The organism is Corynebacterium sp. c8Ua_99, from assembly GCF_039907185.1.
In the GTDB taxonomy this organism is placed as follows: Bacteria; Actinomycetota; Actinomycetes; order Mycobacteriales; family Mycobacteriaceae; genus Corynebacterium; species Corynebacterium jeikeium_D.
This window is the reverse complement of the sequence record NZ_JASBOG010000003.1, coordinates 132,007-155,026: the sequence shown is the minus strand read 5'-3', so window position 1 is coordinate 155,026 and position 23,020 is coordinate 132,007. Positions and strand designations below refer to the sequence as shown.

Annotated in this window: 14 protein-coding genes and 1 pseudogene; 11 read left to right on the top strand and 4 right to left on the bottom strand. The window is 64.9% G+C overall.

Annotation, left to right across the window (positions count from 1 at the left end; translation table 11 throughout):
• The first annotated feature begins 1 nt into the window (after window position 1).
• Entirely contained in the window at window positions 2-661 is a 660-nt protein-coding gene (locus QKE19_RS03215) for a hypothetical protein (protein ID WP_016423226.1), read from the top strand.
• Here the strand turns inward: QKE19_RS03215 and QKE19_RS03210 are convergent.
• The 3 genes from QKE19_RS03210 to QKE19_RS03200 form a co-directional block, all read right to left on the bottom strand.
• Window positions 658-2,358, bottom strand: a complete 1,701-nt coding sequence (locus QKE19_RS03210) for an FUSC family protein (protein WP_070642137.1) — start codon at window positions 2,356-2,358, stop codon at window positions 658-660. The genes QKE19_RS03215 and QKE19_RS03210 overlap by 4 nt on opposite strands.
• A 24-nt stretch (window positions 2,359-2,382) precedes the next feature.
• A complete protein-coding gene (locus QKE19_RS03205) occupies window positions 2,383-4,029 on the bottom strand; it encodes a peptide chain release factor 3 (protein WP_147719308.1) in 1,647 nt (548 codons plus the stop codon).
• Window positions 4,030-4,127: 98 nt separating this feature from the next.
• Entirely contained in the window at window positions 4,128-5,021 is an 894-nt protein-coding gene (locus tag QKE19_RS03200) for an HAD family hydrolase (RefSeq protein ID WP_049172207.1), read from the bottom strand.
• 183 nt (window positions 5,022-5,204) lie between these two features.
• On the opposite strand from QKE19_RS03200, the gene QKE19_RS03195 reads away from it, so the two are divergent.
• Both QKE19_RS03195 and QKE19_RS03190 read left to right on the top strand, forming a co-directional pair.
• Window positions 5,205-6,656, top strand: a complete 1,452-nt coding sequence (locus tag QKE19_RS03195) for a glyceraldehyde-3-phosphate dehydrogenase (RefSeq protein WP_049172209.1) — start codon at window positions 5,205-5,207, stop codon at window positions 6,654-6,656.
• Window positions 6,657-6,733: 77 nt separating this feature from the next.
• A complete protein-coding gene (locus QKE19_RS03190; RefSeq protein ID WP_070605756.1) occupies window positions 6,734-7,045 on the top strand; it encodes a hypothetical protein in 312 nt (103 codons plus the stop codon).
• Window positions 7,046-7,141: 96 nt separating this feature from the next.
• Here QKE19_RS03190 and QKE19_RS03185 read toward each other — a convergent pair.
• Window positions 7,142-7,898 (bottom strand): annotated as a pseudogene (locus QKE19_RS03185) (transposase); the annotation flags it as partial.
• A 183-nt stretch (window positions 7,899-8,081) separates the two neighbouring features.
• Between QKE19_RS03185 and QKE19_RS03180 the strand changes: the two are divergent.
• The 8 genes from QKE19_RS03180 to QKE19_RS03145 all read left to right on the top strand — a co-directional run bounded on the left by QKE19_RS03180 (window position 8,082) and on the right by QKE19_RS03145 (window position 22,956).
• A complete protein-coding gene (locus QKE19_RS03180) occupies window positions 8,082-8,663 on the top strand; it encodes an ECF transporter S component (RefSeq protein WP_187400548.1) in 582 nt (193 codons plus the stop codon).
• Window positions 8,664-8,770: 107 nt separating this feature from the next.
• Window positions 8,771-10,972, top strand: coding sequence for an ATP-binding cassette domain-containing protein (locus tag QKE19_RS03175; protein WP_347890349.1), 2,202 nt, complete (start codon window positions 8,771-8,773; stop codon window positions 10,970-10,972).
• A 174-nt stretch (window positions 10,973-11,146) separates the two neighbouring features.
• A complete protein-coding gene (locus tag QKE19_RS03170; RefSeq protein ID WP_347890347.1) occupies window positions 11,147-12,919 on the top strand; it encodes an AMP-binding protein in 1,773 nt (590 codons plus the stop codon).
• A 10-nt stretch (window positions 12,920-12,929) separates the two neighbouring features.
• Complete coding sequence (locus QKE19_RS03165; protein WP_347890345.1) at window positions 12,930-19,262, top strand: amino acid adenylation domain-containing protein; 6,333 nt, start codon at window positions 12,930-12,932, stop codon at window positions 19,260-19,262.
• Entirely contained in the window at window positions 19,255-20,433 is a 1,179-nt protein-coding gene (locus QKE19_RS03160; RefSeq protein WP_239660040.1) for a saccharopine dehydrogenase, read from the top strand. The genes QKE19_RS03165 and QKE19_RS03160 overlap by 8 nt, the downstream gene beginning before the upstream one ends.
• Window positions 20,430-21,473: an ATP-binding cassette domain-containing protein gene (locus QKE19_RS03155; RefSeq protein ID WP_049172221.1), complete on the top strand. Its 1,044-nt coding sequence runs from the start codon at window positions 20,430-20,432 to the stop codon at window positions 21,471-21,473. The genes QKE19_RS03160 and QKE19_RS03155 overlap by 4 nt, the downstream gene beginning before the upstream one ends.
• The gene (locus tag QKE19_RS03150) at window positions 21,470-22,222 is read left to right on the top strand and encodes an ABC transporter permease (RefSeq protein WP_016423213.1); all 753 of its coding nucleotides are present in this window, start codon (window positions 21,470-21,472) and stop codon (window positions 22,220-22,222) included. The genes QKE19_RS03155 and QKE19_RS03150 overlap by 4 nt, the downstream gene beginning before the upstream one ends.
• Window positions 22,219-22,956, top strand: a complete 738-nt coding sequence (locus QKE19_RS03145; RefSeq protein WP_048733945.1) for an ABC transporter permease — start codon at window positions 22,219-22,221, stop codon at window positions 22,954-22,956. The genes QKE19_RS03150 and QKE19_RS03145 overlap by 4 nt, the downstream gene beginning before the upstream one ends.
• The last annotated feature ends 64 nt before the right edge of the window (window positions 22,957-23,020 follow it).

The following is a 23,020-nucleotide window of genomic DNA, read 5'->3' as shown; positions in this document are numbered from 1 at the left end:
GGTGAGCTTCCGACCAGATAACTCCCGTACCAACCGCGCCCATCAAGCCGAAGAGCGTGCCCGCAGTCTCGTGCAGGACGTCCTCGACCGCGAGGAGCGGGTACGCAACAATCTGGCCAGCGCTGATGTCGACCCGTGGACGATGCGCTTCGTCGTCGATGAGTCGATTTCTGAGGGCGCAATCATCACCTGGCGCAATGAGGCCACTCGTGCCCGCCGCATCATGCGCCGCTATGACATTCAGCGGGGCTACCGCGAGAAGTTGCGCGAAGTTGAAAAGCGCATCGATGCCATGTTGCACCTCGCGGAATCGCTGGAGGAGTCGTGGGACGCCGCGGCACACGCCTCGAAGAGGCTTTCCGACGCGGAGGCCCGCGATGTCGCCGCCTTTGAACGCGAGCGCGAGCGGCAAAATGACGCGGCAGAGACTAAGCGGCAGCGTGAGGAGAAGGTCCGCAAGTTCCGTCGGAAAGCGGAGAATATTGCTACCGACGCGTGGGACGCGGGCCGTGACGCGCTGGAGAAGCTGCCGCCGCTGTCGTCTTCGCTGAAGGACATCGCGGCTAAGTTCCGTTCGCGGGGCTCGGAGGAGGAACCGCGCGAGGTACGGCGGGCAACAGCCCGCGACCTGCGCAAGGAGCCCCCGCTGCCGGAGGACTAGCGCTCCTCAGCTTTAGCTGCCTGGACTACCTCAACGAGCTTGGAAATCTCCTCGTGAGAGGGGCGGATATCCGGATGCGTGCGACAGTAGTCCAGCAACAAATAGCCAGCTGTGCGAATGCGACGATGCCCATCCCAGTGTGGAGTGGCGATTTCGGGGTCGTTGGTGGCCAAAGACGAGATGGCCTGGCGCTCACTGAGCAGCTCGTACTGGAGATCTCGACGAATATCGAGCGCCTGATTCGGAGTACCGGTTAGCAGCGCGCCGAGAAGAGCGCCCATCTGTCGATAGCAGCGCGGAATATGACGCAGGTAGTGCTTTTCAATGCTCTCGGTTGGCCAGAAGTGCAGGACAGCGAGAGCCAGCGCGCAGGCGATACCGACTTCCAAGACACGATCGGTCACAATCGGTGCGAGTTCGCCAGCGACGTTTCCGCCCAGCAGCAGAGCCAGCGGAGTGGTGACGATTGTCGTCAGCGCATAGTTCTTCACCACGAGAACCTCCGCGCCGAATTGGCAGGCTGCAAGCGCGATAAGTAGCGTCCAGCTGTCCAGGCCAAAGGAAAAGAGCAGCGCATAGAGGAAAATGCCGATAATCGAGCCCACCATGCGGTGAATCCCTCGGATCGAACCAGCGGTGCGGTCGGGACCCCACTGCAGAGTCATCAATGCGCTGACCACCGCCCAGTCAGGCCGGTCGAGACCGATTAGCACGCTGATGAGGCCGGCTAAGCCACCGGTAATAGCAACCTTTGCCGCAGTCATCGACGCATGGGAATAGCGATCGAAAGAGCGGAAGATTCGGTAACTCACGCTTGGTCGCGCGAGTGGAATGGTTGTCTGCGTCTCGTCGAAGAGGTTAGGTGTGTCCACGATGTCCACAGCGCTGCCGTGCACGCCCAAGCGTCCGCGGATAGCAATCAGCCGCTGATGAGCAGCAATGACACGGTTGACCAGTTCCGTGTGGGAGGGCTTAACGATTTTGCTGCCACGGATGATGCCTGCGTCGGCAAGCGATTCCCATGCGTCGGTGAGTGCAGTTTGCGCCTGGTGATGAACGGCGAACGATGTCGAGTCTGACTTTTCCATCGCGTCGATGGCTGATTCAAGGGATTCGACAGCCGCCATCTCGGGGCCATGCGGATTCCACAACCGCGGTGCCATTCCGATGACTATCGCGGAAAGCACACCAACGGTAGCCCACATGGCGGTTTCCACCGGGTTGAAGCCGAGGCGGGCGACCATTGTTGTGCCGCCGGAGACCATCACAATGAAGAATGAACCTGGCGGTGGCAGGCGCAGTGCGTTTTGAATAAAAGCGCCGATGGTGGCCAACGCCGTGGTAAAAAGTGCGATGAGCAGCAGCCATAGATTGCTGCCGCCGGAAGCGATCTCACCGTGGACCACTGATCCGACAAAACTGCCGGACATAACTCCGGCGATCAGGCATAGCCCGGCGATGGCCATCACGCGCAGACGACTGCGGTAGGGGTGGCCTTCGCCATAGATGACCACGCACCCACCAGCGGCGATAAGGAGCATCTCCGAGCCATGTCCGGTGAGAAGTGCCACGGCACCCGGCAGGAATAGCGCGAGTGCTGCGCGGAGGGCACCTGGCCATCTCTGCGCACGGGAGTGGAAGGCAGTAAAAAGTTGCCATGCACTTGGTTGTGGAGGAAGCTCAACCGTTTGGCTCAATGTTGGTGAAATCTCCTTAAAACTCTAGTCAGCGACCAGCGTCTCGAGCGTGAACTCCGGGTGCTCCTTCTCAATGAAGGACAGCTTCCACTTGTCGCCGAAGAGGGCGATGAGGGCGCCGTCGGAACGCGTGAAGATCTCCACGCCGCGCTGCTTTGCCAGCTCAGGCGCGGTCTCTTCGTCCGTGCGGCGGGCGACGGAGTAGGGGATGGGCTCGGCGATGGTCTCGACGTTGTACTCGTTTTCCATGCGTGCCATCATGACCTCGAACTGCATCGGGCCGACCGCGGCCATCACCGGGGCGGCATCGCCGCGGGTATCGTTGCGCAGAATCTGCACCACGCCCTCGGCATCGAGCTGATCGACAGCCTTACGGAACTGCTTGTACTTGCCCAGGCTCTTGGCGCGCAGAGTGCGGAAGTGCTCGGGCGCGAACTGCGGCATCGGCTTGAATTGAACCTTGCGGCCCTCGTAGATCGTGTCACCCGGTGCCAGTGAACCCGCATTGACCAGGCCGACAATGTCGCCCGGGTAAGCCGTCTCCACAGTCGAACGTGTCCGGCCGAAAACGGTCAAAGCATACTTTGTGGAGAAACTACGTCCCGACTGCGCATGCGTGACCTGCATGCCGCGGTCAAACTCGCCAGAGACAACGCGCATGAATGCCAGCTTGTCGCGGTGGTGCGTATCCATACCCGCCTGCACCTTGAACACGACGCCCGAAAAATCATCCGTCGGTTCGCGCTTTTCGACGATAGCCCCCTGGCCGCCAGCCGCTGCAGCGGCAACGGCAGCCGGGTCGGACTCGCGGGCACCAGGTGCCGGAGCCAGCTCGCAGAGAGTGTCCAGGATCTGGTGGACACCCCAGTTCAGCATGGCGGAGGCGAAAATCACCGGAGAGGTGTCGCCAGCGAGGTACATCTCCTGGTCGTGGTCAGCGCTATCGGCGGAGAGTAGCTCGGACTCCTCGGCTGCCGTCTCCCAGGCGTCGCCCTGCTCTGCGGAGGCCTCATCTGGGGTGAGGTGACGCTCAGCGGCGATAGTGGCGCCACCGGCAGTGCGCTCGAAGCCAATGAACTGCTTGGCCTGGCCGTCCTCACCACGCTCCAACAGACCGCGGAAGTCGCCGGCCTCACCAACTGGCCAGTACAGCGGAGTCGGTTGCAGACCAATCTCCGCGACAATCTCATCCATCAACTCCAGGGGAGCCTTACCCGGGCGGTCCCACTTGTTGATGACGGTGACGATGGGAATTCCGTTGGACTTACAAACCCGGAACAGTTTCAACGTCTGAGGCTCGAGACCCTTGGCACCGTCGACAAGCATGACAGCGGCGTCGACAGCGGTGAGCACACGGTAGGTGTCCTCGGAGAAGTCAGCGTGACCAGGCGTATCGACGAGATTGATCATGTACGGCTCGCCGTCGTGCCCCTCTGGCTGGTACTCGAACTGCAGCGCGGAAGAGGCAATCGAGATGCCGCGATCCTTCTCCATGTCCATCCAGTCGGACACAGTCGACTTACGGCCGGCCTTGCCGTGGACAGCACCGGCTTCGTTAATGACATGAGCATGCAGCGCCAGCGCCTCGGTGAGCGTGGACTTACCGGCATCCGGGTGTGCGATGACGGCGAATGTGCGGCGGCGTGCGGCTTCTTCGGCGAGAGTGGTCACAGGGAAACTACGCTTTCCTTAAAAAGAAAATCGGAATAAGGGAATCGGGTTCAACCTTTCTAACTTACCGCTCCAGTGGGGTAAGGGGTCAATTGCAGTTAGAGGTTGAACAGCTCGCGCAGCGTCGTGATGACGCCTTCCTCCGCGTTCGACGGTGAGATGTCGGTGGCGCGGCGTTTGATTTCCGGGTGACCGTTGGACATGGCAAACGAACGGCCTGCGTGGTCGATGAGCTCGAGATCATTCAGGTAGTCAACGAAGCAGACAGTTTCGGCAGGAGAGACACCTAGGGCCTCCTGCAGGGCGGCGAGTGCCGTGCCCTTGTTGGTGTTGGCATCGATGAGGTCGACCCAGTGGGCACCGGAGACTACCGCGCGCAAGTGCGAGCTTTGGGAACGCAGGTAATCGGCCGATTCCTCTTCGACGGAGTAAGGATCAAAGGCGGCAATTTTGACGATGCCGTCCTCGGCGGCAGCGGCGATGACATCATCGACCTTCTGCAGCTTCAGGTAGTACTTGGCGGCCTCGTTGAACTGCAGCTGCTGAACTTCCTCCGGAATATTGAAATGCGGCGGGAAAAACTCCACGTATGCGCTGGCAGCGCCGCAGATAATAACCGACAGGGGAGTACGGCCCGCCGCCACACGGTTGTCGTTGAACTGGCGGATCGCGTGTACCAACTGAGTGACGATGTCGTGGTCGATACTGGTAACCGAAACCACCTCGCCCGCATCCGCGACATAGTTGCCGTTTTCCGCAATGATTGGGATGCGGTGTGCAATGGGGGCGAACTGGTCGGCCAGAGTTGCGTACTGGCGGCCCGACGCGGGAGCGAAGTGGACACCGCGGTCGAGCAGCTCCGTGACTACCGGCCAAAAGGACTCCGGGATTTCCTTGTCTTCATTTAGTAGAGTCCCGTCCATATCCGTGACTACAAGGCGGTATGGCGGCTGGGCGGGAGATTGCTGCTGGATATCCAGGGGTTCCGTCATGGCTCTTATTCTAACGGGTAAGTAGGGTTCAATTTTCTTCCTTGAGGTGTCTCCCGGTGTCTCCCCCGATTGGGTGAAAGCTGGGCCACAATACGGGGTACCCAGTTGAGGGCGATAGCCGGTGAATAGCGTGTGCGGGGTATTTTGAGGGGGAACTCATACTCATTTAAGCCAGGAGGATTTATGTCGGATTCGGCCCCCATCAAGCGCAATGACTGGAATGAGCGCATCAGCCTTGCAGAGCAGATGATCCCCCTCCTGGGACAACTGCGCCGCAACAATGATGTCGTGACTTCAATCTTCGGCCGCCGACTGGAAAACGTTACCGAGACCGGCATCATTAAGTCGCACCGCTACGCCCGTCGCATCACCTCGCAGGAGCTGCCCCTGAGTCAGACCCTGCCGATTCTGCAGGAACTGGTGAAGATGGATCTCGGCACCGCCTCCATTGACCTGGGCGCCCTGGCTACCAGCTTCGAAGAGGAAGGCGGCGATCTGCGCGCATTCCTCGAGCGTGAGCTTGCCGACGTCATCGGTGCCGGGACACAGACCCCGAAGACCGACATTGTCCTCTACGGTTTCGGCCGCATCGGCCGTCTGCTGGCTCGCATTCTGCTGGCTCGTGAGGCACTGTTCAACGGCCCGCGCCTGCGCGCTATTGTGGTTCGCCAGAATGGTGAGGACGACATTGTCAAGCGTGCTTCGCTGCTGCGCCGTGACTCCGTCCACGGTGCATTCGACGGCACCATCTCGGTTGACCGCGAAAACAACATTATTTGGGCAAATGGCACCCCGATTCAGGTCATTTACTCCAATGACCCGGCAACTGTTGACTACACCGCCTACGACATTAACGATGCGATTGTCATCGACAACACCGGTCGTTGGCGTGACCGCGAGGGACTGTCACAGCACCTTCAGTCCAAGGGTGTTTCCAAGGTTCTGCTTACCGCGCCGGGCAAGGGCGATGTGAAGAACATTGTCTACGGAATCAACCACAACATCATCGAGGAATCTGACAACATTTTGTCGGCAGCTTCGTGTACTACCAACGGCATCACCCCGGTGCTGAAGGTCGTCAATGACAAGTGGGGTGTCGAGTTCGGTCACGTCGAGACCGTCCACTCCTTCACCAATGACCAGAACCTGATTGACAACTTCCACAAGGGTTCCCGCCGTGGTCGCGCAGCCACCCTGAACATGGTTCTCACTGAGACTGGTGCCGCAAAGGCCGTCGCCAAGGCTCTGCCGGAGTTCGAGGGCAAGCTGACCGGTAACGCCATCCGCGTTCCCACCCCGGACGTTTCCATGGCGGTGCTGAACCTGACCCTCGACACTGAGGTCGACCGCGACGAAGTCAACAACTACCTGCGTGAGGTTTCCCTCAAGTCCGTTCTGCGCCAGCAGATTGACTACATCCACTCCCCGGAAGTGGTTTCCACCGACTTCGTCGGCTCCACCCATGCTGGCATCGTCGATGGTCTGGCTACCATCGCCAACGGTAAGCACCTGGTGCTCTACGTCTGGTACGACAACGAGTTCGGTTACTCCAACCAGGTCATCCGCATTGCTGAGGAGATCGCAGGCGCTCGTCCGCGGGTCTACCCGAAGCGCAAGCACATCGACGAGCTCTAAGGCGGCGGACCTGAGCTTGAGCTGCTGAGCCCTCGAACGCCCTCTTCCCCCCCTCCAAAACCACGGGGGTTGAGGCGATGGGGAGGGCAGGGGAGGGGGACGGGGAGATTTTTCTGTCCATCGACGACGACCTGGATTCCGCGTATGAGCCGTTCGAGTTGGTGAGGATTGTGATCCTGCCGGAACTGAGCGACGAGGATCTGGTTTTCGGCCTCCAATTCCGGGCCTCCGGCGACATCGAGCACGGGCGGGGGATGAAGATTCGGGAAAGTGATTTCGGGATCGTCGAATACGGCTCGGCGGAAGTGGCCCTGTTCGGCGCCTTGGTGGCGGCGTCCGGCCGCCACTCGGTTCCAATCCGCGTGGGGCCCTATGTGGATTGTCAATAGTCAGGCGAGACTTTCACGTACATCGTATGGGAGGGGTGTAGCCATGACTGATCGCCGGGCCGCATCGTGCGGGCCGGCGGTGATCAGCGCAGCGGCCTACGCAGCCGTGGCGATGGTTCTAGCAGGGATTTCTCGGAAGAACTCACGCCGAGTCAACAGGGCATAGATGTCGTTGCAGCGGCTTCGGGCAAGCCACATCACCGCGGCGTTGTGCTTCTGTCCTTCAGCCCGTTTACGCAGGTAGTAGTCGCGCGATGCGGGATGGCAGTGCGACGCGATCCACGCCGATCGAAACATCGCGTTTTTCAACTGTTTATTGCCGGCCCTGGTGGGAAACTCGCCGCGGACCGACGTACCCGACTGCCGGGTGGTCGGCGTAAGCGGCTAAGTGTGCGGCGTCGGCGAAGTCCTGGCAATCGCCGATGGACAACACGATGTTAGAGGCGGTCTTGATGCCTACGCCGGGCATCGACATCAAGACCTGGGCAAGAGGGAACGATTCGAGCATCTCCTCGACTTGTCCGGCAATCGTGTCGCGCTGTGCTTGAAGCGCTTTGATGTTCGCCGCCAGCTGGGGAATGACCAATTCTGCTGCCGCAGTGCCGGGTACCGTGACAGTTCGCTCGGCAAGGGCGGCGAAAATTGCGTCAACCAAGGCAGCAGGGTCCTTCTTGGCGCGGTTGCGCATCCACTTCAGGCCCCGGCCTCGACCTGCGGCGGCCAGTTTTGTCGGACCTTCGTAGTGGATGAGCGAGTCCAGCACCAGCGTGCGGGAGAGAATCTCGCCTGCAAAGACGCGCTCGAGTACGGGGCGAATCTCTGTGAGCACGCTGGGAAGGCGGTTTTTCGTTCGGGGGGGGGCGGGGGTAATTTCAGTAAATTGAGCCTGGCGTAATCCGATAAGCATTGCCTAACCTAATACTGTTTCAGGTGGTGTTCCCGATCGGGAATCGGCAACGGAAGCGAGGCGGCGACGATGAACGGAAAACGTGGATCGACCGGAGAACCCCTCTCCGGAGGGGGAGCCGGGGACGCGGTGGCGTCGCAGACGGATGACGGGCGGTTGGTGCACGTCGCACCGGTCGCAGCTGGTGGCCGACCATCCACCCGCGACATGCTCGTCGCCGCCGCGATCGGCGTCGCGGGGTCTCTCATCATCGTGCCCCTGACCTACCTGCAGGTGTTCGCCGGCATCGCCCACGTTTATCTCGTCGCGGCGACGCTCGGGCTGTGGTTCCTGCAGTGCGTTGTTCCCCTCATCGTCGTCCGCAAGCCTGGCGCGAGCCTTATCGCGTGCCTTGCCATGGGCGTCGTGTCCGCGGCGACCACCCCGTTCGGCGTCGCCGCAATCGGGGCGCTGACTATGGAAGGATTGCTCATCGAGCTTCCGTTCATGGTCACCCTGTACCGGCGGTGGACGCGTCCCCAGTTCGTGGCGTCGGCGATGTTGTTCTCCGCGCTGATGGGAACGATGGCCCCGCGCGCAGTCGGCGTCGACTCGCCGACCACGCCCATGACCCTGATTAGCTTCGCCGTAGCCTTGGCATCGAGCCTGGTGTTTTTGGTCCTGGGCTTTGCCGTCGCAAAGGGGCTTCGCAGCCGCGGAGTCACCCGGTGACCGGCGGAGCACCCGCGTGCGCCGGTGCGACACGCGGGACGGCCCCGGCCCGGTTACGGGTTAGTGGCGCGGGCGTCCGGCACGCCGATGGGCGATGGGCACCCGACATGGTGGATCTCTCCTTCGATTTCGGCACGATCAACGCCATCACGGGACCCGTGGGATGCGGAAAGACGAGCCTGGCCCACCTCATCGCTGGACTGATCCCCTCGCACATCCCCATCGACCATGCCGGATTCGTGCACATCGTCGATGCCGACGGCACCGAACGCTCCGTGGACGGGGACCGGGTCACCTTCGTCGGGCAAGACCCGTCGACGCAGGTGCTCACGCTCCGAGTCGTCGATGACGTGTCGATGGCCCTCGAGTTTTCCCTCGTGGAAGCCGGCATCGTCGCCAAGCAATCAGCCGAGGCCCTATCGGAGCTCGGGCTGTCAGAGCTCGCGGAGAAGGATCCGTGGGCTTTGTCGGGTGGGCAACGCCAGCGGATGGCCATCGCCGGTGCTGTGGCCAGGGCGCCGGAGGTCATGATCTTCGACGAGCCCGCGGCCCACGTTGACGAGGACGGTCGTCGGTCGCTGTTCGCCGCCATCCGTGATTTGCGGGCCCCGGGGCGCGTTATCCTGCTCATCGAGCACGACCTCCGCCCGTTCGACGGGTGGGTCGACACGGTGACAATCCTCGATGCGGACGGGAGCGTCGCCGCGCACGGAGCACCGGAGGGCATCGCGGTGAAGGGCATTGCGACGTCGGCCGCGCCCGCCGGAGCGCCGGACGCCAGTACGCCGGGCACGGGGGCACCGGACCGTCCCGATTTGGAATCGGAGGCGGATGCCGTTCCACTGCTGGCCTTGACCGGAACCCACGTGGCCCGAGGCGGGGAGAGGATTCTGGACGGGGCCGATCTGACACTGGAACGGGGCGAGATTCATGCCCTAGTCGGCGCCAACGGAGCCGGTAAGTCCACCTTGCTGGCGGTGCTGTCAGGCCAGATGAAGGCGGGAGCGAACTTCCGGATCGACGGCGCGTCCGCCCGGCGCGTCCCCGACGCCTTCGCGTCGTGGGCGTTCCAGAACCCCGAGCACCAGTTCACCCGCGCGACCGTCGCCGCGGAAATCGACTCCGCGCTGGCCGGCACGGACCCGCACGGACCACTCGGCGCCGATGAGCTGCGGAAACTGCGGGAAGCCCTGTGCCCCAGGGCACTTGACCCCGTCTCGCCGTTCGTCCTGTCGGGCGGACAGAAAAGACGGTTGGGCATCTTCCTGGCGGTGGCGGCCAATCGCCGTTTGCTGCTTCTCGACGAGCCGTTGGCGCACCTGGATTCGCCGAGCTCGCGCATCGTACTGGATGCGCTAGCGGAATACGCCGGGGCCGGCGGAACCGTTGTGTTCACGTGCCACGACCGCCGTGTCGCGCGAACGTGGGCAGATAGGGCGAGCATCGTCGCCGAAGGGAAGGTCGCCTGGTCCGGTCCCGCAGCCGACCTGCCGGCTTCCCCGGAGTCGTCCCGGCGGGATCGCCCACTGCCCGCGGCCGGCGCACGGACGTCCTTGGACGAAAGCCCCTGGACCAGTGAATCCGCCGCTCGAAGGCGCGCGGGGTTGAACGCCATCACGATTGTCGCGGCGGTGATGTTCGTCCTCGTCGCCGCGCTGCTCTCCGGCGGAGACGCCGTTCTCGCCCTGACGGTGGTCGCGTTCCTCGCACTCGCTGCGATCGCGGAACGCGACGTTCGGGCGACGGCGGGGAAGGTCCTTCTTGTCCTGTTAATCGGGGTGTTCTTCGGCCTGCTCGGGTGGCGCTCCGAGTTCTACGGAGGTGGGGATGCGTCGGAAGCCGTCCGCCACGGCATCCATCACGGACTGCTGTTGATGGCCGTGTTCGCGGGGACGGTCCTGGTCTCCGCGTGCATGCGCGTCGAGGAGCTTTTCGACGCCATGGTGCAACGCCTCCGGGTGCCTTACACATGGTGCACCATAGCGATTTCCGGGGTGAGCATCGCAGCGTTCCTGCGCAGTGAAATCCCCCAGCTGACATGGGCGATTAGATTGCGCTCGATGCGACCGGAGCAGTCTTTCCGCTCCGGTTTCATTCGCGCGACGACGCCCGCGCGCATCGCTTTCCCGTTGTTCGTCAGCGCCGTGCGCTGCGCCGAAAAGCTGTCCCTGACCCTGGCGATGCGCAACTTCGGCCTCTATCCGCGGCGTACCTTCCGCACCGATCACCCCTGGCGAGTGCGTGACGGGTTCGCGGCCGTAGCGTCCGCCGCGGTCTTCGTCGCCGCCCTGGTGTTCGCAGTGACTTGACGGGCGCCTGGAACCGGCGGGTCCCGGGCCCGCGAGCGTTTCTGAGCTTGTGCGGAGACGCGCCCCACCCAGTTGCTTCACCCTTTCAACCCTTCAGACACATCCTCCGGGTCACGCCATGCGGGCCCGGTCCGCCTGGCACCGGCATGGCGCCGACAACCGAAAGAGGTACCAATGAACACGATCCGGACCATCAGCGACGTGCTTCGGGACAAGGCCGATGAGACGAAAAAGGGGATCACCTTCGTCGAGAATCGGCGGGACGTCTTCGTCCCGTATGGCCGGGTCCATGCGGAGGCGGTGGCGGCTGCGACTCGGTTGGCCGAAGCCGGCATCGGCCCCGGCGATCGCGTGATCTTCCAGGTTTCAGAGAACCGTGGGCTCATCCGGGCGTTCTGGGGCTGCGTCTACGCCGGCGCGGTTCCGGCGCTTGCGCCGCCGGTGTCGGGCCCGGTTGACGTCGACAGGGTGCGGACGCTCTCGGACATGATGCCCGGGGCCCCGATTCTGGTCGACGAACGCAGTCACACGCTGCTCACCGGCGCAAACGGTGCCGTGGTCGTGGGCGAGGACCGGCTGCTCGACGTGTCCATCGTCAATGACGCTGCCGCGGAACCGAGTGCGGCGATGCCGGGTGATGTTGAATCGGACTTCTCTCAGGCGGGGGACGTGGATTCCGGGGATGGCGCCGGGGCGGTCCCCGCGTTCCCGGTGCGAGGTGGGACGGCCGGCGAAGCCCTCATCCAGTTTTCGTCCGGCTCCACGGGGTCGCCAAAGGGCGTCATCGTAACCAACGAGTCCGTGCTGAACGGGCTGCGCGCGACAATCCCACGCCACGCGCACCGGTACGAGAACAAGATGCTCACGTGGCTGCCGTTGACCCACAACCTTTCGCTGATCGGCTTCCACGTCTATGCCCTTTTTCGTGGGTACGACCAGGTGTTGCTGCCGGTTTCCGAGGTGGTCGCCGATCCCCCGAGGTGGTTCGAGGCCGTGACCAGGCACCGGCCGACGGTGACAGTGTGCCCGAACTTCGCGTTCAAGCATTTCCTGCGCCATCTCGAGCGCCGGCCCCTCGGGGATGACCACGGTTACGACTTCTCCAACGTCCAGAAGCTGATGAGCGGTTCTGAGCCCATCGACGCTCCATTGGCCCGGAGGTTCCTCGCGGCGATGTCCGCCGTGGGCCTCCGGGAGGATGCCCTGACCTCCGCCTACGGAATGTCCGAAGCTTGCCTGCTGGTCACGACCCGGGATATCTACTCGGGTCTGTCCACGGTGCGACTTGACCGGACGGGCATCGCCACGGGGCAGCGTTTCGAGGACATCGAGAGCGAGTCCGGAGCTGAGTTCGTCGCCTTGGGCAAGGCCGTCCCGGGGATTTCCTTGACCATCCGCGATGACGGGGGCGGGGTCCTCGGCGACGGCACCGTCGGTGAAATCCACATCGCCGGCGCTCCGATGACCCGCGCCGCGATCACAGCAGAGGGGATCGTGGAGCACGAGCTCACCGATGATGGGGCGTTCGCAACGGGGGACATGGGCATTCTCCGCGACGGCGAGTTGTTCGTCCTCGGCCGGAAGAAGGACATCATCTTCGTCAACGGCCGGAATTACTATTCGGCTGATTTGGAAGCCGTGCTGGAGAATGTGCTTGACCGCGATGTTGCCGTTCTCGGCCGGAGCAACCCAGCCACGGGCGAAGAGGAGATCGCCGTGTTCTTGGCCAGGCGGACCCCGACCGATCGTAAGGCCGACGATGCGACCGGTGCCGGGCAATCGGACGGGGATGAGCCTCCGATCGATGAACAGGCGGTGGCCCGGTCCGCGACGACCGAGCTGATGCGCGTCGCCGGGGTGCCCGTCTCCAGGGTTCTGTGGGTCGACGAGCTGCCCGTCGCGTCGAACGGCAAGAAGCTCCGCCGCAAGCTCGAGGCTCTGCTCTGAGGCGATGACGATGACCAATGAAACGATCGCGCCGGCCGTCGCATCTACCGCCGTGGGAAGAGCCCGCACCGGGGCTCGAGTCGCCCCCGAACGGCTGTCGGAGTCCATCGCCGACGCCATCGGCGTGCACCTGGATTCGGCGGACGTGAAACTCCGCGACCACATCCCGAACTCCCTGACTTTCCTCCAGATGCTGCTGGCGCTGGAGGACGAGTACGGGGTCACCATCGATTACGCGGCGATGGACACCGGGGTCACGGTCGCTGATTTGGCGGCCGTCATCGACGCCGCCCGGGGTGGCGCTGATGCCGGATCTGCCGCAGGCGCCGCTGCCGGGGCCGATCCCGCTGTAGCGACGGGTGAGTCGGATGACGGCTGTGCCGGCAAAAATGGGGCTGGTCCCGCGGATGCGGTCCCGCTCAATCCAATCCAGACCGCCTACCTGCTCGGCGCGGACGAGGACATCGAGCTTGGTGGCCAAGCGACGTACATCTACGCGGAATCCCGGCACGACTATTCGTTGCCGCAGGTGGAGGAGGCCGTGCGGGCGGTCTTCGGGCGTCACGACGTGCTGTTCCATCGGCTCGACGTCGATGCCGGGGTCTTGAGCCCGACCGGCGTGTGCCTCGCCACCGTCGAGGTAGTCGGGTCCGGCGACGATATCGACGCGGCGGTGGGGGAGATCCGTCGGGACATGCGAACCGCGGCGCGATCGTCGAACGAGGACGGCCCCATGGTCGCCGCGAGGCTGCTCGCAGATGCGGGCGGGTGCAGGATGTTCATCTACTTCAACATGATCGTCATGGATGCGGGTTCGGTGTACCTGTTCTTCGACGAGCTCGAATCCCTGCTGGCCGGGGAGCCGCCGGCTCCGGCTTCCAGATATGGGGATGCCCTGGCGGCAATCTCTGCGCGCCGGCGCGACGGGAAACGGGCCGAGGACCTCGCCTACTGGGAGAAGAAGGCCGCAGATCTGCCGCGGCGTCCGGAGTTCCCGGCGGCCGTGGGGGGTGGCGACGATTGGTCGACCCGGCGCTTGGGCACGGTGCTCGACGCGGAGGTCACCGCCAAGCTCAGCGAACGTGCCCGCCGCATTGGAGTTACCCTGTCGTCGCTGGTGATGGCCGTCAACGCCGCCGTCGTCTGCAGGTGGCTGCCCGAATCCGCGTTGACGGTCAACGTGACTGTCAGCGAACGCAGCGGCCTCGCCGCGGGCACGAGGGTGATGGGAGATTTCACTTCATCGATGCTTGTCGGCGTCGACGCCGGGAGAGCCGCGACCATCGACGGGTTGGCGGAGGCGATCGACCTGGACATCCGCGAAGGGCTGTCCCACCGCTGCGTTTCCGGTGTGGAGGTGCTACAGCGATTCCTCCGGGACGCGGCCAATCAGTCCCAGGCCACCGCTCCGGTGGTGTTCACCAGCTACCTCGGCGGCGAGCGGGGAAGCGGGCGCAGCCCGGTCATCGAACGCGTCTACACGCAAACCGCGCAGGTGTGCCTCGACATCCAGGTGATGCCGGCATCGGGCGGGATGGCGTTGTCGTGGGACGTGGTCGACGATTACTTCCCTGCGGTAGATGCGATGTTCGGAGCCGTTGCGGAGGCCCTGGACGTGGTGGCGGAGGGGGGAGAGGCTCTGCCCATCCGTCATGCGGAGACGGAGAGGGCCGTCGCCCGCTACAACGACGCTGCGGGCCCGATCCACGATGACACCCTGGTTTCGCTTGTCGAAGCCGCATGCGCGGCGACTCCGGATGCGCCGGCCGTGCGCCTCGCCGCCCGTGGCATCTCGTACACCTACGCCGAGGTCTGGGCCAGGGCCGGACGCATCGCCCGCCAACTCTCGGATTCCGGCGTCGGGGCGGGGGATGCGGTGATCGTGCGCTACACCAAGCATCCCGACGACGTCGTCAACATGGTCGGCGCATTGCGTGCGGGAGCCGCATTCGTGCCTGTCGACGCGGGCATGCCGGCCCAGCGACAAGAATACGTAGTGGAAGCCTCAGGTGCGGCGGGCCCGATTCTGGACACCGGCGTGATCGATGAACTGGACCAAAGCGGAGTAGCGGGCGTCGGCAAGCCCGCAGCCGCGGAAGTCTGCGACCGCGCGAGCAGCGCAGGTGCGCACTCTTCGCCCGGCACTGCCCCTGACGACCTTGCCTACGTCATCTTCACCTCGGGGACCACGGGCCGGCCAAAGGGTGTGCGGATCAGTCATCGCAACTGTATCAACACCATCCTCGACGTGAACCGGCAGTATGGGGTCACCTCCGCCGATTGCATCATCGGATTGTCGTCGCTGGGCTTCGACCTGTCGGTCTACGACGTGTTCGGTGCGTTCGCGGCAGGCGCGACGGTGACGATGGTCGGAGACGAACGCGACGCCGATGAAATCCTCAACGTCTTGCGGGAAGAGCGGGTCACGCTGTGGAACTCCGCGCCCGCCCTGTTGGAGCTCGCCCTGGTCCGGGCGGCGGACGACGACGTGTTCCCGGATGTGCGCACCGTATTGCTCAGCGGCGATCGCATCGCAGCGGGGCTTCCGGCTCGCGCCATGTCCATGTTCCCGAACGCGTCGATCAATAGCCTGGGCGGTGCGACCGAAGGAAGCATTTGGTCCATCCACTACCCGTTGCAACGCGATAGCCTGGAAAACCGCATTCCCTACGGGTACCCGCTGGCGAACCAGGGCATCCACGTGCTCGCGCCCGACGGGGTGCATTGCCCTGTCGGGGTGCCGGGGGAAATCCACATCAGCGGTCTCGGCGTCGCGCAGGGGTATGCGGCCGATCCGGAGCGGACCGCTGCCGCCTTCGGGTATGTCCCAGGCATCGGTCGCTGCTACCGGACCGGAGACGTGGGCGTGTTCAACGCGGAGGGTTTTGTGGAATTTCTCGGCCGCCGCGATCGACAGGTGAAAATCGCGGGCTTCCGCGTCGAACTCGGAGAAATCGAGTCGGTCCTCGAGCGGTCCGGCCTGGTGACCGCGTCGATGGCGGCGGTCGTCGAATCGGGCGATCGGGGACTACTGGCGTGCCTCTACGTTCCGGTGGACGATATGACCGGCTCGCGGGATGCCGTCCGGGCCGAGCTTGCCCGATGCTTGCCAGCGTACATGGTACCGACGGTCCTGCTGCCGGTGGCGCACCTGCCCGTTACCGTCAACGGGAAACTGGACCAGGAGGAAATTCGTAGGCACGTCGGCGCCGCGGGCGGCGGGGCAACGGCCGATGGCGAGGTCGCCGGGGCGGGGGCCGGAGCCGTGGGCTCGGCTGGTTCCGTCGCCGACCCCGGGGCGATCGAGTTGGTGTCCGGAGTCTTCGACGAGATTCTCGGGGAAGCCCCGTCGACGGGTGCCGCGGATTCGGCGTGCGGCGCGGGAGAGTCCTTCTTCCGCCGCGGCGGCGATTCCCTGCAATTCCAGGTTATGATTCGCGCAATCCGGCAGAAGACGGGAGTCCGGCTCCGTTTCCGCGACGTCATCGTCGACCCGACCATCGCGCACATCGCCGGCCTTGTATCGGAGGCCATGCGGGAGTCCGGGGCCGAGTCTGAAGCCGTCGCCGAGGCAGTGCCTTCCCCCGATTGTGCCGTCGGTGCCGGTTCAGCCGCAGGAGGCGCCCGAGAATGCTCCGCGAGTGCCCACGGAAAGGATCCGGTGGAACAATTCGGGGATGACCCCCACGCGCCGTTCCCCTTGACTGACATGCAGAAGGCCTACTACGTTGGCCGGAACTCTGGGTTCGAGCTGGGCGGCGTCACCGAGCACTACTACATCGAATCCGTCACCGAACCCGGTACCGACATCGATCGCCTGGAAGACGCCCTCGACAAGCTAATCCGCAGGCATCCGATGCTGCGCGTCGTGTTCACCGCACAAGCCACGCAGCGGATCCTGCCGGAGGTTCCGCGCTACCGTATTGATGTCGCCGACTACCGGACCGCCGATGAGGCGACCGTGGTCGAGGCGGTGCGGCGCAAGCGCGATGAGCTGAGCCACCAGGTATTCGATCTGGGCAGCTGGCCCTTGTTCCATCTGTCGGCGTTCGCGCTCCCGGACGGGCGGCACCGCCTGTTCTTCAGCGTGGACATGATCATCGGAGACGGGGCGAGCCAGCGGATTTTCATCGACGACCTGGACAAGCTGTACCGAGGAACGGAGCTTCCGCCCGTCACTGGCGACTACCGCACGTACGTCTTGGAGATGAAGCGTCGGGAAGCTTCGGCGGTCGGGCGGGGCGAAGAGACGTTGACTCGGACGGTGGTCGAGGAATTCCCGCCCGGCAACACCCTTCCATCAAGCGGTGCGGCCGCGGACGTGGATGTGCCGCGGATGCGTCGCCTGTCGTACACGTTCACCGCTGAGGAAACCGCACTGTTGCGGGAAAGGGCCAGCGCCGCCGACGGCAGCGTGTCCGCACTGCTTCTCGCCTGCTATGCGACGAGCCTGTCGCTGTGGTCGAAGGGGGATTCGGTCGGCATCAACATCACCACGTACAACCGTGATTCCGAAATCGCCGACGTCGCCGGCGTCTTCGGTGATTTCACCGGCGTCATTCTGATGCCTGTAAAAGCGGCCGCCGACCATGATCTCCGTTGGTGGACGGCGGAACTGCGCAACCGGCTGCTCGGGCACATGGCGGCCGGGTACTCCGGGGTGTCGTTGCTCGGCACCATCGCGCGCCACCGGGGTCTGCCCGTCGGACAGGCCATAGCGCCGTTCGTGTACACCTCGTTGCTGTTCGGCGAGGGGGCCGCGGCAGGCGATGGCTCGGGCAAGGATGCCCACGTCCTGGGAGACGTCGATTACGCCATCTCCCAGACTCCGCAGGTGCTGTTGGACAACCAGGTGATGGAGGTCGACGGGCGTATCAACGTCGCCTGGGATTTCGTCGAGCAGATCCTGAAACCGGAACTGGTGGAGGACATCTTCGACCATTACATCAGGTCGGTGTCGGGCTTCGCCGGGGGCTGCTCCGAAGCGGCGCCGCTGAGCGTCGGCCAGGTTCGGCACCTGCGCCTGGCGGTCGGGGGCACTTCTTCCGGCGGTGGGGTGATCGACGACGGCGTCGCGGGCGTGTTATCGGCAGAGCGCGACAGGGCGGGCGCGATCTCGAGGATCGCATCCGGGGACCTGATGGGCCGAGTTCGCGGATACCTGACGGTCATCACTGGGATAGTCCGGGCCGACCTCGGCGGCGCCGAAGCCGGCGCGGACGACAACCTGTTCCTCCTCGGCTACGACTCCCTGGGATTCGTGAAACTGATGCAGCGGATCCAGGACATCACCGGGGCGTCGGTGCCGCTCGCGGAAGCGCTGGCCAAGCCGACGCCACGTGGCGTGGCAGAGCTCGTCGGCCAGTCGACGGCCACGCCGACCGACCGGCGGGACGCGGATGACCCCGGCGCGTCGGCCACGGACCGTTCGCTGGTTCTATTGCGCAGCGGTGATGAGGCGCGCCCGATCTTCCTCGTCCACGGCGGATTCGGCACCGTCGACATCTACCGAGACCTGGCACTCGCGATCCCCGGTGGCGGGCAGGTGTGGGGTGTCGGCTTCGCGGAGTTCGAGAGACCATTCCCCCACGCTATCGGCATCGGCGATATCGCGGCCCACTACTCGGGCCGGGTCCGCGAGGTGCTCGTCGACGGTGCCGCCCCTGCGATCGTTGGATGGAGCCTCGGCGGCACCATCGCGGCCGAGATGGCGCTCCGTTTGGCCGATCTCGATCCTGCGCTGGTGTTTCTCGACAGCCTGGCTCCGGGGATCGCGGTCGACGTCGGGGATTTCGACGCGGAATCCGAAAAGGGGCTGCTGTCCCGGGTGATGCCCTCGATCGCCGATCTCCCGCACGGAACGCCGGTTGCCCGCCTCTGGGCGGAGTTCGGCGGGGTCGACGAGACCGATGAGGAACGAGGGGCCCGCCTGCGTGCCCTGGCCGCAGCGGTCGCACCGACGCTCCTGGAGGACCTTGGGCTTTCCGGCGACCGGGTGACAGCGACGGAGTTCAACTCGCTGCGCTCGCTCATCGATGCCCGCACTCGGTACCGGCCCGAGGGGCGGGTGAGGGAGGCGCTGTTCGTTTTCCCCGATGACGGCGAGGCTCACAACCACGACCAGTGGCGGGACCACCTCGTCGATGACCTCTGCGTCGCCGGCGTCGCGGGAAACCACTATTCGTTCGTCCTCGGAGAGGATGCCGCGCTGACTGGGGCTCTCATCGGGGAGTACATCGAACACCGGCGCCGGGCGCCGGAAACGGACGACAGGGCAGTGGACCCGTCGTCCGATGGAATCGACCGGTCGCGGGACCGGGGAAACGAGATGGAAAGTGACTGATCGACGAAACGGCGGGGAAGCACGGGACCGCGACGCGGGCGAACCTGTGAAAGTGCTGGTGGCCGGAGGTACCGGCGTCACCGGACGGCTCGTCCGGGGGATGCTCGGCGCCGTCGACGGGATCGAGCTGGCCTACACTTCCCGAAAGAAACCGGACGATGGCCCGGGGCGGCACTTCCCGCTGAGGATCGCCGCCGGCCACAACGAGATCTGCAGGGTATTCCGCAAACACGATTGGGTGGTCAACTGCACCGGCCCGTTCGAGGTGCACGCAGACTCACTCGCCCGTGCTTGCATTGACTCAGGCACCGGATACATCGACGTCAACGATTCGATCGACGCCCGCCGCGCAATCATGGCCCTCGACGGGGATGCCCGGCGGGAGGGGGTTCCCGTGCTCACCGGGTTCGGCCTGTGCCCGGGCTTGTCGACGGCACTGTTGATTCTCGGGGCCCGCGCTGCGGGGGTCGAAGAGGTCCGCGATGTGCGGGTCGATCTGAGAATCGGCGCCGACCAGGAATCCGGGGCCGCGTCGGTCGAGTCGATGTTCCGGACCATTCGCGGCGGATACCGCGCGATGCTCGGCGGCGCCATTGTCGAAGTGCGGCGCAACCCGGTGTCGTCGCAAAGCGGAATCGGCTACGAATGCCCGGACGTCGACGTCGTACGCGAGGTGTGCCCCTCGATCCGTGGATATTCCTACCACGTCGCCTTCGATGCCCTCCCCGATGCGTTGGTGGAGAAGATCTGCACGTCGAGACTGTACGCGATGCCCGTTGTCTCCGGTCTGCTCGCCCGTCTCGGGGCGGCCGTGACATCGCGGAAGGCGCGGGCGAAGGGCACTCCGCAACCCGCCGAGCTGGTCGCCGCACTGTCGTCCGCCGGCGCGGGCGATGCGGGGCCGTCGGCCGAGACGACCGTCGTCCGGGCGACCGGCCCAGGTTCCTACAAAATGACCGCGGCGATTGCTGCCGCCACCGTTGTGGCGGTGGCGGGGAAGCCGGTCACGCCGGGGTGCCGGGATCTCGTCGGCCACCCCCGGCTCCTCGAACCGGTCCTCGCCTTCGCCCGCGATGCGGGCATCCATATCGAGGTGCCGCATGACAACCCGACCACGGGGCCGCTGCCGACAGCGGCCCACTGCGATACCAAAGAAAAGGGGAAACGATGACGGAGAAAGCTGAACGAGGTGCGGCGATCGTCGTCCGCAACCTCACGAAGAGCTACCCGATTGCGGGCAAAGCGGGCACCGCGCCCGAAGGCGGTGCAGGTGCCCCGCCGGACGGCGGGCGTAAGGGAAAGCGCGGTGCCCGGATGCGCAAGCATGTGCTCGACGGCGTGAGTTTCACCGTGCCCGCCGGGGCGATTGTGTCGTTCCTCGGCCACAACGGCGCAGGCAAGACCACTCTCATCCGAATCCTGTCGACGCTCATCACCGCAGACTCCGGCGAGGTGAGCATCTTCTCGCGCGATGTGAAAGAGGATCCGGTGGGCGTGCGCGCCGACATTGCCACCACCGGCCAATTCGCGGCGATCGACGAGAACCTCACCGGCCGGGAGAACCTGGAGTTCTTCGGGCGGCTGCGCGGACTCGACCGCGCCGACGCGGCCGCCCGCGCGACGGAACTACTCGCGCAATTCTCGCTCGCAGACAGTGCCTCGACGTTGGTGTCGGCCTATTCGGGTGGCATGCGGCGGCGCCTCGACATCGCCGCGTCGCTGTGCGTCGTGCCCAGGCTGCTGTTCCTCGACGAACCCACGACGGGGTTGGACCCGGTCAGCCGCGAAGAGCTGTGGGGCTTCATCCGGCAGCTGCGGGACGACGGAATGACCCTGGTGCTGACCACCCAGTACCTGGAAGAGGCGGAGGCGCTGGCAGACCACGTCCATCTGCTCAAGGACCGCCGCATCGTCGCCAGCGGAACGCCGGAGGAATTGCGCCGCGACTTCGGGTCGCACGTGCTCCGCGTGTCCTTCGCCACCGCCGCCGGGGCGGAGGCGTTCGCCCGCTGCCTCGGGGGAACGTGCCTGGACCGCGCCCGCGTCGCGGGGAAGTCGGTGTCCCTCGACGTCGACCCCGGGCCACGGATCCTCGAGGCGGTGGCGCGGGCGATGGAGGCCTCGGAAGCGTTGCCGGATTCGCTGAGCGTGTCGCCGCCCACCCTCAACGAGGTGTTCATATCGATGAACGCAGGGGGTGCGGCGCGATGAGTGCGACGTCGGTCGCGGCGTTTCTCCGTCGGGATCTGCTGCTGTTGCGACGCAACACCGCGTCGCTGATCTCCATGTTCGTAGTTCCGCCCCTCTTCCTGCTGTGCCTGTACGCGGTGTTTGGGTACTCGGCGGGGCAATCCGGCTTCGGGTACCTGCGTTTCGTGCTCGGCGGCTGCCTGTTCCAGGCGGCGATGTTCACCGCCGCGGCGTCGGCGATGGCGGTGGGACAGGACGTCGAATCCGGGCTTGTTGACCGCGTGCGCGTGTTGCCCGGGGCCACAGGCGGCTATGTCGCCGGCAGGCTCGCCACCGATTTGCTGCGGATGTCCGCGTCGATCGCGGCGCTGCTGGTCGTCGCGTGGGCCTGTGGACTCGACATGGCTGTCGGTGACGTCGCGTGGACTGTCCTGTGGTCGCTGCTCGCCGCGGCGGTCCTGTCCCTGGTCACGGACGGGGTGATCCTGATGGTGCCCGCCCCGGTGTCGACGGCCTCATCGATCCAGGCGCTGGAAATGCTGCTGCTTATGTTCTCCACCGCGTTCATTCCGGCGACCGCTTTGGACGGCTCCCTGCGCGACGTCGTACGTCACATGCCGTTTTCGCCGATGATCGAGGTGATCAGGGCGGCGTCCCCGGACGCCTTCCCGGATAGCGCCGGGGAAGAGGCAGCCCTGTGGCTCGGCGTCGCGGTGGTCGCCGGAATCGTCCTGTTCATCCGCCGGTTCACCTCGAGGAGCGAATCATGATCGACGCCGTCTCCGTGCATCTGCGGCGCATCGTCCACATTTGGCTGCGGCGCTCCGACTTCTGGTTCATGACGTTCATTGCTCCGCTCGTGTACCTGTTCATCGTCAACCGCATGTTCGGTGGCCTGGTCAGGCAGCTCACCGGAGAGTTCGAACTCCGGAACGCGGTCATCCTGGTCGTGACGGCGTGGGCGTTCATCCTGGCCATCACGGGATCGTCCACCGTGTTCGTTGAACGCAGCAATGGCTTCCACGAGCGGTTAATCACCATGCCGTCACCGTACGCGGCCGTGCCGGCCGCACGGATTATTGCCGAGTTCATCCGGATCATGGCGATGACGGTCGTCGTCGCGGCGGTGGCCGCCTTGCTGTCCGACGGCCTCCCGGAGGTGTCCTGGTGGTGGAGGATCGCGGTGACCGGCGCGATGGTTGCCGCGGCGGCCGCATGCACCGGCACGTACATCGCGTTCTCCATCACCAGCCCCCAGGGTTCCGTGGCTCTCATCCCGTTAATCATCGTTGCGATGTTCGTCAACACGGTGCTCATGCCCGCCGACCACTTCCGTCCTCTCCTGCGCGGAATCGCCGGGCACACCCCCGTATCCGCGGCCGGCGAGGCCGTCAACGGCACCGGGGCTGCGGGTCTGGTGGTCTGCGCGGCCTGGTTCTTAGGCATCGCCGTGCTCGCGGCGTGGGGCATCGCCGTGAAAATCAGGCCGGGGGAGTCTGCATGACGGGCACGTCCACGGGGGCGGCGCCGCCGATGACGGCCCGCGAACCCGAGCACCTAACCCGAAA